This window comes from Desulfosporosinus hippei DSM 8344 (assembly GCF_900100785.1).
Classification (GTDB): domain Bacteria; phylum Bacillota; class Desulfitobacteriia; order Desulfitobacteriales; family Desulfitobacteriaceae; genus Desulfosporosinus; species Desulfosporosinus hippei.
On sequence record NZ_FNCP01000013.1, the window covers coordinates 66,313 to 81,031 of the forward strand.

Sequence of the window (14,719 nt, forward strand, 5' to 3'; positions counted from 1 at the left end):
TATATAAAGTTATCTAAAAGGTGTGTGCTAAAAAGCAGGGGAAAACAGTTTAAACCCTTGTAGATAGCACCAATTGGAATTTGAATTTGTACAAAGAAGAGAGAAGGAAAAGGAAAGTTCCTCCAGAAAAGAATCATAACTGGTCAGAGCAGATACATAGAGTGAAACAAGTTTAGTTGGTTATTAAGGACTTTTATTAACAAGTTGGTACTCCCTGGTTACGAAAGTTTAATTGAATATTTTTGGAGGCTGTGGCATGTACGACGTTAACTGGGACATGTTTAATATTAAAAACAAAGATAAAACAACTGCTTTTGAAACAATGTGTAGACATTTGTTTATGAGGAAATTCTCCATTTGTGGATATAATTTTCAATCTAATTATAATCAAACTGGATTAGAAACCCAGCCAGTAAAAAATAAAGATGAATGGTATGGATTCCAATGTAAGTTTTCAACAAGCAATAATAATAATGCGTTGTATAAAGAGATATATGATTCACTAAAAAAAGTGTACACGCTCTTCCCCAATACACTTAACCATATCTATATCTATACTAATGCAGATATCAAACCTATCTGCACTGATGAAGAACTTGCGGACAAGGAAAAATCAAGTGACCGTATAAATATAAGTAGAGATGCAAAAAATCATAATGTCCAATTACATTGGATTATAAAAGAAAACTTTATATCAATATTAAATGAAACAGCTAATCTTGATATATATAAGCTGTATTTTTCTTCAGAACAAGAACTAGCCTTCATGGATAGTTCGATTTCAGTTGAAGACAGAACTTTTTTAAATTCAAACTCATTTTTGAACCTATTATTAAATAATGAAAAATTAAGTGATAAATGGTGCGAGATATATGAAAATAAGGTAAGCATTATTCTTGGAAGTGCTGGTACAGGAAAAACAGAAATTTTAAAAATAATGTATATAATTTGTCAAGAAGAATTTTTGGACAATTATAAAAACAGCACAAGTTCAACAGGAAATATTCCAGTTTACATTAGATTTCGAGAATGTATAACTGGTGATTTAGAAGGATTGATCAGGCAAAGATTGAGTGATTACAATATAAATATTACAGATTCGAAATACAATTTTGTATATTTTCTAGATGGTTTGGATGAAATTGCAAACAAGTATATCGATAAGATAATATCGTATATTTCTATTGTAAATCAACGAGTAAATACAAAATCAATAATTATCTCGTCAAGAAAAAATTCTATCAACCTTTCTTTTTTATACAGAAGCATTTCCCCCCTGAACCGCTATATCATAAATAAAACAAATGTGGAATTGATCGATTTGTATTTTGAAAAGAGCCAAGATGTTTACAAATTAACGACTTATAAATCGATAAAATCAAACATTGAAACACTTCTTAGAGAGATAGACGATATTTTTTCCATTAAGTTGTTATGGCAAACAATTGAGGTTATAAATGCAAATACTGCAAAAATCGAATTGATAGAGAAGTCAATTAGTTATTTGACAACAAGCTATAGTAAAATAAATACCTTACCTATTCCTGAGATAAAACATGAAAATATAGAGAACCTTGGTGCGGAAATCTCCTATTTTTTACATAATAATAACAAATTAAATATAAGCCTTCATGAATTACAAGAAATTATTTCAAAAGAATATGAAAAATTATCATACTTGGGTATTGATGAAGTAATATCATGCATAGCCGAGATGTTTTTTGATGTTGTTTTAAAAGAGAAAAATCAATATATTTATTCATTCAAGCACAAACGATATCAAGAGTATTTTTTATATAAAAAAATAGTTGAGATTTTTTTTGATGATCCATTTATTTTGAGAGAATTACATCTTTTAACTAATAAAGATTTTATTTTAAATATTTTCATGAAAAAATGCTTGACAGAAAGCCTGAAAAAAAATAGAGATGCCTTGAAAACGTTAACACTGAGATTTTATGAAGCCTATTTAGGCAAGGAATATTGGTCAGATTATCAAGATTCTTTAATCGGTTTAAGATATGATTACGGTGTAGGTAGTGAATCATATTTGGGTTCAAAATATCTATTAGATTCTCTTACGATAAAGAATAATGAAGAATTATTCTTGCTGTTAGATAATGAAGCATTATCTCTAAAAAATTTCTTAACTTCAGAGAACTTTTGGTTATTTATAAAAGACCATTATCGCTTTAACAATTACGATATAAGAGAGATGCTTATAAAATATTATTCGTTAAATGAAGATTTTATTAAAGACGCTATCAACAATGACCCGTGTGCTTATTGGCACTCTATTTGTATGATAGATGGGGTTAACCCGAAAGACATTTACCAACAATGCATTGGAAGTATTGAATTAGAGAAGAACACCGATTTCGATTATATTGAATCCCATAGAAACGAAGAACAATTTTTGGTAGTAGGCTTTTTCAAAATGGCATTAGAAGTCCAACCTGATATTGTTATTGAATTAGTTGATACAATTAGTGTTGACCATCTGGAGGTAATTTGTTATGAATTACTGCGAAATGATAAAATATATTGCTTAGTTACCAATGAAACGGCAATTGTCAGATTAAGAGAGCAAATTGTTTTAAGAATTGAAAAAAGTCTAGATGATAAATACCAAATTAACACATTGGTTTTATATGGTATTTTGACTAAAAAAATTACAAATAAAGATTTCTTAGAAGAACGGTTTAATAAAGTTAATATTAGGCATCACATTACGTGGGAAAGGAATATAGAGCTAAATAGCTATCTGACAAATGTATTATCAAATCAAAATAAGCTATATTCAATTGATTGTAAGTTAGGTACAGAAATCAGAGAAATAATTATTAATAATTACTCAGAAAACAAAGGACAAATATTAGATTTAATTATTAATTCGATCAAACAGTATAATTTCATACACGATAATTGGTTCTTTCGAGATAATTCTAAACTAATTGGATTCGCAATTGCAACTTTAAATTTCGATGACGAATCTCTAAAATCATTCATAAATAAACTCTTTCAGTATCAAAGCGTGATATCATTATCCATTGTTCTTTATACAGTGTTTATCGAAAATCCCAACTTGTTTTTTGTATTAAACAATGAGGACATATTATCTGAATTACATGCTGAATCTTCACAAAGACTATCATACTATGATTATAATTCAGAAACAGACTTTATGTTTTCAGCAATGGTATCAAAATACAATTTATCAGCAAGTAATAAATTGCTCATAAATGGATTAAATAACAGCATTTACAGACCCGCATTTAGAAAAGAGAATCTTGTTTCATATGTTTTGCCATTATGTCTATTAATGGCAGATCAAAATCATTGGTTTAACAAAATTGAAATGGAAATCTTGGCGTACAAAATATTTGATATGCTTAAAATTATGAACGATACAACAGACAGAGGAGACGAACAATCATACTTTAAGTATGTACTAGAATCATGTTTACCAGATTCACCAATATTAAATAGTTTATATGGCATAAGTTCGTATAATGGATTTTCGAATGACTCTGCAAACTATATCGTAGTAGATTTTAGTCAAATAAATAAAGATAATATTAAAGATTATTATAAGTGCAACATTGCAGATTTAAACTATACGAATTTTAACTTCTGGAGGCAACTTATTAGTCTTGGTATGTCTTTTGAGCGTGATCTATCCTCTTTATTTGAAATACTCAAAGAGTATCGCTTTCCAGAATCTCATAGGGGCGGTCCGTGCGACTATTTTTCGGTTATAACGGCAGTTTTACTTTCTGACAATAATTTACGAGATTATGCGATTCAGTTTATTATTGAACAGGGCGGAAGATCAGGATTATTTAATATGATAAGAGCTTTTTCACTTACTGGCAACTCTAAAGACGCCCAAAAATATATTAACCAGTTATTTAAGTTAACCGAAGCGTTAGTGTATCCAAACAAAAAACAGTATGTGGCCCGTCAATACAAAGCTACGGAAGTTTCAATGGTATCAAATGTAGTTTACAATAGCGAAAAAGATGATTGGTTTATACGTGAATCAGAGAGGAAACTAATAAATAAAAACGATGTGAGCATTAAAATTATTTGGGATGATGTTGATAGGAATATGGAATTTAACGAGGATTGGGCAATCAACCATCCTGACAAACACGCATATAAAGTCAATTATTACATTTTACATAATGATACAAGAATTGAAGAATTTTCACTTGTTTACGTCGATGGATATAGAGCATTGTTACCCGTGCCTAAGATAGGAACAAACATTATTCCACGTAAAAAATACAAGATTGCCTTATTAGTTAACGATGAAAAAAACCTGAACTCATATATTAGAAGATCAGGATTGATTGTAGAATGATTTTGAAATTACCAAAAAGCAAGTGGTAACTACCATTCCTACCTCTGTCAAATTGAGCGCTTATCTCGATACAACTGATCACCATAAAGAGTTCATCGGATGCCTTGGTGAAGGAAATCTGATTAACATACTGGATTTGTGCACTTATTTTGAGTGGCCGTGCATCCATTCGTCTTCTGACCCAGATAAAACTTGACATGGTTACGGGATGTGCTACCCTCAAGCTTACCTCAGAGAAAATTTTCCTTTGAGCCTCACCTTTATTTGAGGAAGGCAAAAATCGAAAGATCTAGCTAAGCTCCCAAATTGGGGTTCTCTTCCAGAGCTTTAGCACCCGTGGAGGTTGATATAAATAGTGAAGTTTTTCACGGCCAAATTTAAGCTTATAAAGAAATATCAAATGAAGAGTCAAGAAACATCGCCAGAAGAAGAAACCGAATTGAATATCCTCATTTTCATTAATACTTCGGCAGAATTCTTTGACAGCCATTATGGCTCCCATATGTATGGAGAGGTTGAACTTTGGTTTGAAAAGGATGCTGGTTGTCTATTTGGCTATTGCAGTGCAACGTATAAAGAAAATGGAACAATCATTGAGTATATCTTTAATGAACAAGGATTTGAGGAGTTAGATAGGGTCGTACTTGGTACGGACGTTTAGCTTCGAGATCAACCCTGCCAGACGTAATATCTGGCGCACTGGCTTTTATGAACATATCAATATGGATGAGTTTGGTATTGATTTCTGCAAAAATTTTTATTGGTAAGGGTGTTCAAGAAAGATCGACCCTTAATCGAGAAAGTTTGTCTGATTTAGCATTGACATTATGACGGGAATTATATTGGGCAAATTATCCAGTTAAGAAACTCGCAATGTGCAATTGCTCCAATCGCGAATAGATTTTTATAGATGCCATGATAAAAACAATGACTGAGGATAAATTTCATTGAGCTGTAATTTTGTTGCAATTTCAGTATTATGGGAAGTTTAAAGAGGAGTGAATAACATCGTGAAAGGTAAGTGTTTAGAATGTATTGCAATTGCTTATCTAGTAATACTACTATCATTTAATTTAGGAGTTATGGTTTATGCTAATATAACAAGTTACCAATAAAACGTTGAATTAGATAGAATAGAGAAAAGTGAAAATGTTGAAGATAATCTACAACAAGAAGATTTAAAGTCTTTTAGTCAAAATTCCGATTTAACAAAGAAAATTAATGAATCGTTTGATAAAGAATTAAACAACTTAAAACTTTTTGAGGAAGCTGGTAAACGTGCAAATCCAGCACTTAAAATATTCATTATTGGAAAATTTACTGGAATAATAACAACGACTTTAATGATAATACCAAACATGATTAAGAAATTACTAGACAATTGGGTAAGATATGAGGACGATTGGAGTACAATCAATAAATATCAAATAATCGCATTGGTATCAAATATTCTGATAACCATTTTTCAGTTTATGGGTGCCAAAGGATACTTTGATTTAGGCACAACGATAACTAGTGCCTTTAAATAGAGTAGGAGACATCTAAAACTCTTTGACAAGTGATAGAATGAGAATCCAGCATATTTGTGCATAAACACATTTTTGTTCATATATTTTTTCTAGTTAGGCAACATTATGTAAAATTGACCAACATTAGACCTCTGATGAACGGTCGAGATATTGTCGTGAATGTCCAAAGTATATATTATGTACTTCGTCAGGTTCGTATTGTTCTTAAACTTTGACGCATTAGGAGTGTAATGTAAAAAGAGTCAAAATAATAGTAAGTATTGAAGTAATTTAAAGATAGGGGCGAGGATGAGCTATTGGAATTATATAAGCTGTATTTTATACGAGTCCCGATGAAGGGATTTTACCTGGCCTGTGAAATGATATACCGTTCCCAGCGAAATTAACATAATCGTAAGCCTTTATATTAATGTTGCAATATTCCTATATATCGTCACAAGTCAAGTTCCCCAAGTGTTATTCAGCTAAATAGTATAGCAATGTTTATGTATACGTTACATAAACATTGTGTTTATTGCGAAAAACGATGTCGTTTCTCCACAAACCTTATTGTCACATTGGTTTGTCTGTCAATCAATGTGACAACTAAAACAGAACCCGTTACTTAAAGTATAGAAGTGGTTTTTTCCGTTTCACATATACGAGGGTCGTGATAAAAGTATAGTTTATAGCCTTAGCAAAAATATCCGTAATTTAACTAGCAAACTCAACGAACGAAGGTAACCTCAAATATCCTGCCTTTGTAATGGATCTAAACTTAACCTTACACTTCAAAGCCTCATTAACTATCGGGAAGTGGACATAATCATTGACTTCTTGAAAACCTACTATTTTAGCATAATTATTGACCACCCTCCGAGCTTTAACTGGAACACCAAGTTCCATGACACCTGCTAAATTACCGTTAGGAAACCGTAGTAGCAAACCGAACTCAGACTTCCTAAACCCAGCAATTTCAACCGTTGTAAATTGGTAGTTTACAACTTTCAGCCAATTTTTCGACCGTTTTCCGACTTCATAGGTTGAATCTTTCTTTTTCAGGACAATTCCTTCAAGTTGTTGTTGCCTGACCAAATCAAATAGTGCCTTACCATTACCCTCGATAGGTAGGACTTTAGTGATCTGTGGTAAATCCTTGGGCAGTATCGCCTCAAGAATTTCCTTTCGATCTGACAGAGGTAGGTGGCTTACCTTCTTGCCCTTATCATAGATCACATCAAACGCACAGAACGTGACTGGCTTGACCCTAGATATGGTAGGTATTCGCCTTGGACTGCCAACTTGAAACCGACTCATCAATTCCTCAAAATCAGGCTTACCATCTTTATCAGAAATAATAATCTCACCATCGAGGATCGTGCCTTTAGGAATTTGACGGGTAACTAGTTCAGGAAAACGCGCTGTTACTTCATTTTTATGTCGGGTATAAAAGTTAAACCCACTCATGGTGGAGTAGAGAAATCGTATCCCATCTAACTTTAATTCGCTATACCAGTCTTTATCATCGAAAGGGGTATCTACCTTGTGTAGAAGCATAGGGCTAATAAACATAATCTCACCTCGTAGTACAAGTCTAACATGGGAAAAGCTTACAGTCAGGTGGAAACTGTTGGGTAAACAAACTTAAGTAATTTGAGATTGTATTTCTGTTTCCTATATTTGGACAGTCGGTCGGCTTTACGTGGAACGTTAGTTTTTGTATAATAGAACAAACGTTCTATTAAGGGGTAAAGCTATGAGCAAACGAATTATATTTCATATAGATGCAAACTCTGCGTACTTATCCTGGGAGGCTGTCCACAGGCTTCAACATGGTGACCCATTAGACTTAAGAACTGTACCCTCTGTGATCGGTGGCGATCCAGTGACTAGGCATGGGATCGTATTGACTAAATCGATTCCTGCAAAAAAGTATAACATCGAAACAGGTGAGAGTATTCTAAGTGCCAGTGCCAAATGCCCTGAATTGATTATAGTTCGACCAAATTATTCTTTATATATGCAATGCTCTAAAGCTTTTGGTGATATTCTTTGTGAGTATTCACCTTTAATCGAGCAGTATTCAATCGATGAGTATTTTGTGGATTTCTCGAACATGGGGCGTCTCTATAAAGACCCCGTTGAAGTTGCTTACATAATTAAAGATCGAATTAAAAATGAGTTGGGATTTACTGTAAATGTAGGTGTTAGCACGAACAAAATCTTGGCTAAGATGGCATCAGAATTGAAGAAACCAGATATGGTTCACACAATTTTTCCAGACGAGATTCCAGATAAAATGTGGGTTCTGCCTATCGAGGAACTATTCATGGTTGGACGGGCAACTGCGAAGAAGTTAAGGAGCAGATCAATTAATACTATAGGTGATCTGGCTAATTATGACCCTAAGCTTATTAAGCTTTTTCTAAAGAGTCATGGTACGTTGGTTTGGAATTATGCCAATGGTTATGAGGCAAGTCCAGTCCGTGAGAATCGTCGACCTATGATTAAAGGCATTGGCAATTCCACAACCATATCTTTTGATGTTGAGGATAGAAGGACAGCGCATTTGGTTTTGTTGTCGTTGACGGAGACCGTCGCCACTAGATTACGGCAATCAGGTTATTGTGCGAGGTTGGTATCTGTTTCCTTAAGAACAAACGAATTTTACAACTGCTCTCACCAAAGGAAAATATACTCCGCGATTGATTGTACAAACGCAATACATGAAATTGCTTGCGAATTGTTTGACGAACTATGGAAAGGTCAACCTGTTAGACATCTTGGAGTAAGGGTTTCCGAACTATGCGAGAATGATTTTCAACAGATAGCACTTTTTGAGAAGAACTATGAGAAGCAGAGAACAGTTGATCGAACGGTAGATTCGATACGTAAGAGGTTTGGTAATGGTTCAGTATTTAGATCATCCTTTTTGAATAGCGGAGTTCGTTTTAGTAGTGGCGGGACAATGGATGATGAGGAATATCCAATGATGTCTAGCTTATTGTAAAAAAATGACTTACTATAAGGTCAGTACAATTGCTAGTTTCTACTTCACAATTTATTTCAAACAGAACACGCTCTTTGTAGAGCTTTTTTTGTTCTTTGTTTGTGTTTTCGCCATATTTCGCCGTCAATCTGGAATATAGTTGTCTTTAAGGATTAATGGATAATTTGAATAAAGTGGGCGTTCATTAGGATTAGTATCGACCTTTCAGCAGTACCTCGAAAAATGCGAAGGGCAACGGCGACTCTTACCTATGAACAAATGAAACGGATCATTGGAGATAAACTACCAAGGTCAGCTTGTAAATATTCTGCATGGGGGGAGAATGGAGGACATTATTATGCTGATACCTTGTTAGAAGTTGGTTGGAGGGTGGTACATGATGTTTTATAATGCATTTATACTGTGTGTAGAAACACTTTAGATAAGAATTATCTTGGTATTTCGGGAAGAAAGAATGTGATTCTATGGAATTATTGTACATATGGGTAAAAAAATACGGATGTTTTGATAATGCAGGATTTAATTTTAACCCAAAACATAGGTTCGTATTTAAAAATGAAACACTGATCTTGAAATATTACCAAAATAAAAATACTACTGATGATTTCTTCAGTAATGAGGAAAATAAAAACACTAGAAAAGGTAAGATACTAAACATTAATGCAATTGTTGGAGGTAATGGATCAGGTAAAACTACACTCCTAGAAATTATTTTTAGTAATCTCGTTTACGGTGAGGGGGGAATAAAGACTGAATCAATATTCGTTTTCAATAATAATAATCGAATGAAAGTCTATTACTACAAATTAGCAAATGAAAGACCACAAAAAATATATCTAGAATCAGATGGGGATTATTTAGAATTATTTGATTTATATTCGTCTAATGAAATAAGAAATGAATTGAGTGAACAAGATGTTAATCGATTTATAAAAGAATTAGAAGATACTTGCTTTATTTATTTATCCAATACATTTGATAATAGATATTATGACTACGTAAAAATGGGCAATATAAGCGATTTGTCTACAATTGGCTTACTAAAAAGCAATTCTAATTTTAATATGGAAATGGGAATTAATGAAAGCAGATATGATATAAATAAAGCATACTTTTATGCTGAGTTCAATAAACAAATTAATTTTATTACAAAATATAAGGATCAGTACTACCAGTATATTCCGTTTGAATTACCGAGACGGGTTATTGTTTACTTTAAAAGTTTGGATATTCTTCAAAATGAAATTCTTAAAAGAATTGACAATACAAAAATAAATGAAAAACTAGAATCTCTATTTAATAAGTTTAATAATTTAAGCCACAAAGATAATTTTAAATATAACATTGCAAGAAGATTGTTAACAATGCTTTTGAATGATTTCCTTAATGAACCTAACGGGTATAGAAAAACTAATATATTAGACATTGAAGTAGAAAGTGCATTAAAATACACAAATTTTAAAAAAGATATTTGGGAGTTTACGGGTGAACTATTTAAGAGAATTCAAAAAAACCTAGTAAAGAATAACTTCGTTGATAGATATTTAGAATTTATGGTTTGGATTGATAAACATATTGATGAGATAGGTGACTTTAAGAACATCTACGAGGGAAATTATTTTGAAATACCAACTTTTGTAGAAGATAGCAAAGATAGCATTGGTATACAGGAATTCTTTTCTCATTATCAAAAAACAGCTGGAATTATTGATTACTTGAATTTCTCTTGGGGATTAAGCACTGGTGAAAATACGCTACTCAGTTTGTTTTCAAGACTATTTTCTATTACCCAAAGATTACCCCAGGGGGGAAATTATTTAATAGGGAATGGAAATACTCAATTTCAAAATAAATTCTATAAAAAAGCAATAATATTAATTGATGAAGCCGACTTAACCCTTCATCCAGAATGGCAACAAAAGTATATAAAATCTTTTGTTGATTTTATAGAAGATATTTATCAAGAATGTGAGACTCAGATTATTATTACAACTCATTCTCCGATCATTCTATCCGATATACCTAAAAATAACGTTATTTTTCTTAAAGCCAAAAATAAACAAGTTAATGAAGAAGATGATGATAACATCAGGCATTCCGAAACATTCGGTTCCAATGTTACTACACTTTTTTATGATTCATTTTTTATGAAAAAAGGAAGTATAGGTCAGTTCGCCAAAGAGAAAATTAATTATGTAATAAAACGGATCAATAATATCGATACGGATATTGAATTAGAGGATTCTGAATTTGTATTCTTATCAAACGTTACCGAGTTAAGGGAATTGAGAAAAATAATACAAAATATCGGAGATGATGTTTTGAAAAATAAACTTAATCAAATATTAAACTACAAATTGGAATTATTAGAGGAAAAACTTGATGACCTTAAAGATATTAAAACGAGAATAAATGATATTGATGAACAGATTAAAAGATTAGAAGAAAGGAAAAAACTTTTAAATGGTGAAAACTTATGATTCCTATAATTATAAATGACGTAAAGTTAAAACAAATCAAAAGAGATTTCAAAAATATGGTTAAAATCGGAAAGGATTCAAATAAAGAAAGCATCATTATTAATAATGAATTAGATAAGCTTAAAATAAAAGAAAGGTTTGACGATATAATTTTAGCAGACTTTGAAGTTTTATTAAAAATAAAGACGACTCTCGATACAAATAAATACGTATTTGACGCTTACGAAGGTAAAGATAGTGGAAAAAGTTATGTTAGGAATTCTATCTTTAATAACCTGTATAAAGCTTATGGTAAGCTAGATAATAATTGGTTGATTAAAGAATTAGGTATAACGGTTTGTCCCTATTGTAATCGAGAATTTATTAATAATCGTGGCAAGTCTACATCGGCACAGTTAGACCATTTTTTCCCTAGAAGTAAATATCCGTTATTTTCAGTAAGTCTATTTAATTTAATACCATCTTGTTATGCATGTAATCATATAAAACATTCGAATGCCATTTCTATATCACCGTATAATAAAAATTTTGATTTTAATAGTGCTCTTAAATTTTCATATACGCCACTTTCCGCTGACTATTTGAATGACCATAAACAACTAAAAGTAGATATAAATATAAAGCAGAACACTATTAAGAAAAACATAGATATTATGAGAATTGATAAGGCATATGAATTACATTCAGACTATGTTCAAGAACTAATAAAAAAATCAAAAGTTTACAATAAGGTTCAAATTCAGGAGTATCTCAGAGAGTATCCAGGGTTATTCTCATCTAAAGAAGAAATATTAAGAATAGTATTCGGAAACTACATACAAGAAAAGGACTTTGCAAGACGACCACTTGCAAAATTAACAGTAGATATTTTAGAAGAACTCTGTGTTGATTTGAAGTGCTAAAACGAGTTGAAGTGGGTTAAACCTGACATTGGACTCCTCTAATGTGCTTCAATGGGTCGAGGGGGGTGGCTCAAATTGAAGACAGCCTTTTGTGTAAGCCTCACTCCCATTGGGTAGCACATCCCTACCTATGTCATGTTTAAATATCGGGTCTATAACGAGGGCTTGAAAACGGGGTGGCTCACTTATCTCGTGAGCCTGGCTTTACTTCGCTGACACAGTGGATCTTAGAACGAAATATCAACTAATGAGAATATTCCTAAAATTAATCCCCTTCGGTGAGGCCGTAATTGTCTGTCAGAATAATAGCTGATCTACAGATATAGAACGAAAAAGATCTGGATAGTCCCTACTTCTTTGCTCATAGTGAATGAAATAAGGAACGCCAAAGAAAATACATCTGGACGTTCCCATTTATTATCTATATACAATAGGGGTAGAGCGGAACTAGTTAATTGTTGTAAGTACCTTCGGTTGCGTATAGAATATAATTGTTAATCATATGGGATACTTCCCAACCACCAGGTTCTTGCCTGGTGTTTTTTTATAAAGTTTGTGTTCTCTTTGAGAAAACAATGCCAGAGCAAAATACCAAAAAAAACGCAATTATTACAGCAATAGATGGAACACCGAAAGCTTTTCCTCCACCAAGGGCTATACCAATATTTTTTATATCTTTCACCTCCAATTCATTTCTTCCCCACCCCTATAACCGCTAACTATCATTTTTAGAGAAAAATGCGACTAGTAACATTAAGCCAAGTGCAATTAGTAGCTTCGTACTTGTTCTATTAGAATATTTGTTCCCTAGACTTTCCTTGGCCTTCTCGATAGCACGATCTGCATAGTTGTATTTAGGCTTTATTACTTGCTCAGCTTCTACCTTGTCAGGGTCGTTATTTACTAACAACTGTATCCTGTCCTCATCACTGAGAGTTACAAAATTAGTTAAACATGATTCGATTATATTGCTTATGGGGATACCAGTTTCTTTAGCACATTCAACTAAGTGATCGTTAAGTCTTACACTATGTACAGATCTTAATGGATATTGTTCATTCACACTTGCCATATATTTCCCTCCCGAGGAAAATAATAACACAACAAGACGGTGAAGTCAACACAATTAATGCAATTTGTAATACAAATTGCATTAATTGTTTACTTAATGATGACAAGTTATTTGCCCGCCGATTGTTTGAGTTAGCTATATAAAATCAATAATTTTTATAGGTATAAGGATTATAGTAATAACGCAGAAGCCCATTCGTTCTTAACGGACGAATGGGCTTCTGATTATTTTTTAAGGTTCTTTCTTGAAAGTATTCTTCTATAACCTCATTAACCTTCTTGTTCTCTTCTTTGACCAAGTTATTGGCATACAAACACCAGAAGAAAATAAAGATCATAGTCATAACTTAACAGTATTGACTATGATTTTTCATGAGTGTAGAATCAAGGCATTGAGCGTAATCAAAACTAATAGTCAAAACGATGTGTAGAAATGAGGCTTAAGATATGAATATTGGATATGCCAGGGTGTCAACTAAGAGTCAGGAAAAGGATGGTAATAGTTTAGAAGCACAAGAGAAAGCACTCCATGAATCTGGGTGCACTGTCATATACAAGGATAGCTACACTGGAACTAAAGCAACCAGACCAGAGTTTGATAAGCTACTTGATAAGCTAACTGAAGGAGATACCTTAGTAGTAACAAAGCTAGATAGGTTTGCCCGATCCACTATACATGGGGCTACAATAGTACAGCAGTTAATTGATAAGGGAATTAGGGTCAACATATTAAACATAGGGATCTTAGACAATACTCCATCATCTAAACTCATGAGGAATATCTTCTTTGCATTTAGTGAGTATGAGCGTGACATGATCGTTGAGCGTACTCAGGAAGGTAGGGCTATAGCAAAGACAAAGGCAGGTTATAAAGAAGGAAGACCTAAATTATTTACCCAAACACAAATTGATATGGCACTAGACTTATTGAGAAAACACTCTTACACCCAAGTTGCTGAAATGACCAAGATAAGCAAGGCGACACTGACAAGAGAAATGAGAAAAAGAAAAGCATCATTATCTGTAGCAATCTAATATTTTAGGCAAGGCGGTTAGCCTTGCTTTTATTGTGAATATTGTGGTTCATAAAGTTAATAGGAGGGGAAGAATCCCTTCCTATTCTTTGGCATAGGGGAGTGGGGGGATTTAACATGACTCACACTCTTGTAAAAGGTGAGAATCTGCATACTTCTGAATTCATTAAGAAGTTACCCGATGGCTACGATTACATCGATTTAATGAACAATCATGCAATAAAAGGAACTGTTGGCGGAATTAATGGCTTTATATGTATTATTAGAAGAAAATTATTGAAATATAGAAAAATTTCAAATATTTGTATGTATTATAAAGGAATCTTTAGGTAAAATGTTGAATTCTAA

The 14,719-nt window shown here is 32.6% G+C and carries 10 protein-coding genes and 1 pseudogene; 8 read left to right on the forward strand and 3 right to left on the reverse strand.

Going from position 1 to position 14,719, the window contains the following annotated elements; genetic code table 11:
• The first annotated feature begins 256 nt into the window (after nt 1–256).
• On the forward strand, nt 257–4,366 hold the full coding sequence (locus tag BLS16_RS12390; protein ID WP_092333664.1) for an NACHT domain-containing protein: 4,110 nt from the start codon (nt 257–259) through the stop codon (nt 4,364–4,366).
• Between the two features lie 355 nt (nt 4,367–4,721).
• Nucleotides 4,722–5,027, forward strand: coding sequence for a hypothetical protein (locus tag BLS16_RS12395; RefSeq protein WP_092333666.1), 306 nt, complete (start codon nt 4,722–4,724; stop codon nt 5,025–5,027).
• 1,561 nt (nt 5,028–6,588) lie between these two features.
• Here the strand turns inward: BLS16_RS12395 and BLS16_RS12400 are convergent.
• Nucleotides 6,589–7,431, reverse strand: coding sequence for an ATP-dependent DNA ligase (locus tag BLS16_RS12400; RefSeq protein ID WP_092333778.1), 843 nt, complete (start codon nt 7,429–7,431; stop codon nt 6,589–6,591).
• 199 nt (nt 7,432–7,630) lie between these two features.
• On the opposite strand from BLS16_RS12400, the gene BLS16_RS12405 reads away from it, so the two are divergent.
• The 4 genes and pseudogenes from BLS16_RS12405 (at nt 7,631) to BLS16_RS12415 (ending at nt 12,266) form a co-directional block, all read left to right on the forward strand.
• The gene (locus tag BLS16_RS12405; RefSeq protein WP_092333668.1) at nt 7,631–8,884 is read left to right on the forward strand and encodes a DNA polymerase Y family protein; all 1,254 of its coding nucleotides are present in this window, start codon (nt 7,631–7,633) and stop codon (nt 8,882–8,884) included.
• A 222-nt stretch (nt 8,885–9,106) separates the two neighbouring features.
• A complete protein-coding gene (locus BLS16_RS24020) occupies nt 9,107–9,274 on the forward strand; it encodes a hypothetical protein (RefSeq protein WP_207649753.1) in 168 nt (55 codons plus the stop codon).
• A 245-nt stretch (nt 9,275–9,519) separates the two neighbouring features.
• Nucleotides 9,520–11,364 (forward strand): annotated as a pseudogene (locus BLS16_RS12410) (AAA family ATPase); the annotation flags it as partial.
• Entirely contained in the window at nt 11,361–12,266 is a 906-nt protein-coding gene (locus BLS16_RS12415; protein WP_092333672.1) for an HNH endonuclease, read from the forward strand. The pseudogene BLS16_RS12410 and the gene BLS16_RS12415, both read left to right, overlap by 4 nt.
• A 544-nt stretch (nt 12,267–12,810) precedes the next feature.
• Here BLS16_RS12415 and BLS16_RS23625 read toward each other — a convergent pair.
• Together BLS16_RS23625 and BLS16_RS12420 are read right to left on the reverse strand one after the other, a co-directional pair.
• The gene (locus BLS16_RS23625) at nt 12,811–12,954 is read right to left on the reverse strand and encodes a hypothetical protein (RefSeq protein WP_176786146.1); all 144 of its coding nucleotides are present in this window, start codon (nt 12,952–12,954) and stop codon (nt 12,811–12,813) included.
• Nucleotides 12,955–12,981: 27 nt separating this feature from the next.
• Nucleotides 12,982–13,338: a hypothetical protein gene (locus BLS16_RS12420; protein WP_092333674.1), complete on the reverse strand. Its 357-nt coding sequence runs from the start codon at nt 13,336–13,338 to the stop codon at nt 12,982–12,984.
• A 446-nt stretch (nt 13,339–13,784) separates the two neighbouring features.
• Here BLS16_RS12420 and BLS16_RS12430 point away from each other — a divergent pair, with 446 nt between their 5' ends.
• Nucleotides 13,785–14,372, forward strand: coding sequence for a recombinase family protein (locus BLS16_RS12430; RefSeq protein ID WP_092333678.1), 588 nt, complete (start codon nt 13,785–13,787; stop codon nt 14,370–14,372).
• 41 nt (nt 14,373–14,413) lie between these two features.
• Nucleotides 14,414–14,704, forward strand: a complete 291-nt coding sequence (locus tag BLS16_RS12435; RefSeq protein WP_176786147.1) for a hypothetical protein — start codon at nt 14,414–14,416, stop codon at nt 14,702–14,704.
• The last annotated feature ends 15 nt before the right edge of the window (nt 14,705–14,719 follow it).

Coding starts and splice junctions, on each gene's coding strand:
- BLS16_RS12390 (WP_092333664.1), top strand. CDS start 257: ATGTACGACGTTAACTGGGACATGTTTAATATTAAAAACAAAGATAAA.
- BLS16_RS12400 (WP_092333778.1), bottom strand. CDS start 7,431: ATGCTTCTACACAAGGTAGATACCCCTTTCGATGATAAAGACTGGTAT.
- BLS16_RS12405 (WP_092333668.1), top strand. CDS start 7,631: ATGAGCAAACGAATTATATTTCATATAGATGCAAACTCTGCGTACTTA.
- BLS16_RS24020 (WP_207649753.1), top strand. CDS start 9,107: ATGCGAAGGGCAACGGCGACTCTTACCTATGAACAAATGAAACGGATC.
- BLS16_RS12415 (WP_092333672.1), top strand. CDS start 11,361: ATGATTCCTATAATTATAAATGACGTAAAGTTAAAACAAATCAAAAGA.
- BLS16_RS12420 (WP_092333674.1), bottom strand. CDS start 13,338: ATGGCAAGTGTGAATGAACAATATCCATTAAGATCTGTACATAGTGTA.
- BLS16_RS12430 (WP_092333678.1), top strand. CDS start 13,785: ATGAATATTGGATATGCCAGGGTGTCAACTAAGAGTCAGGAAAAGGAT.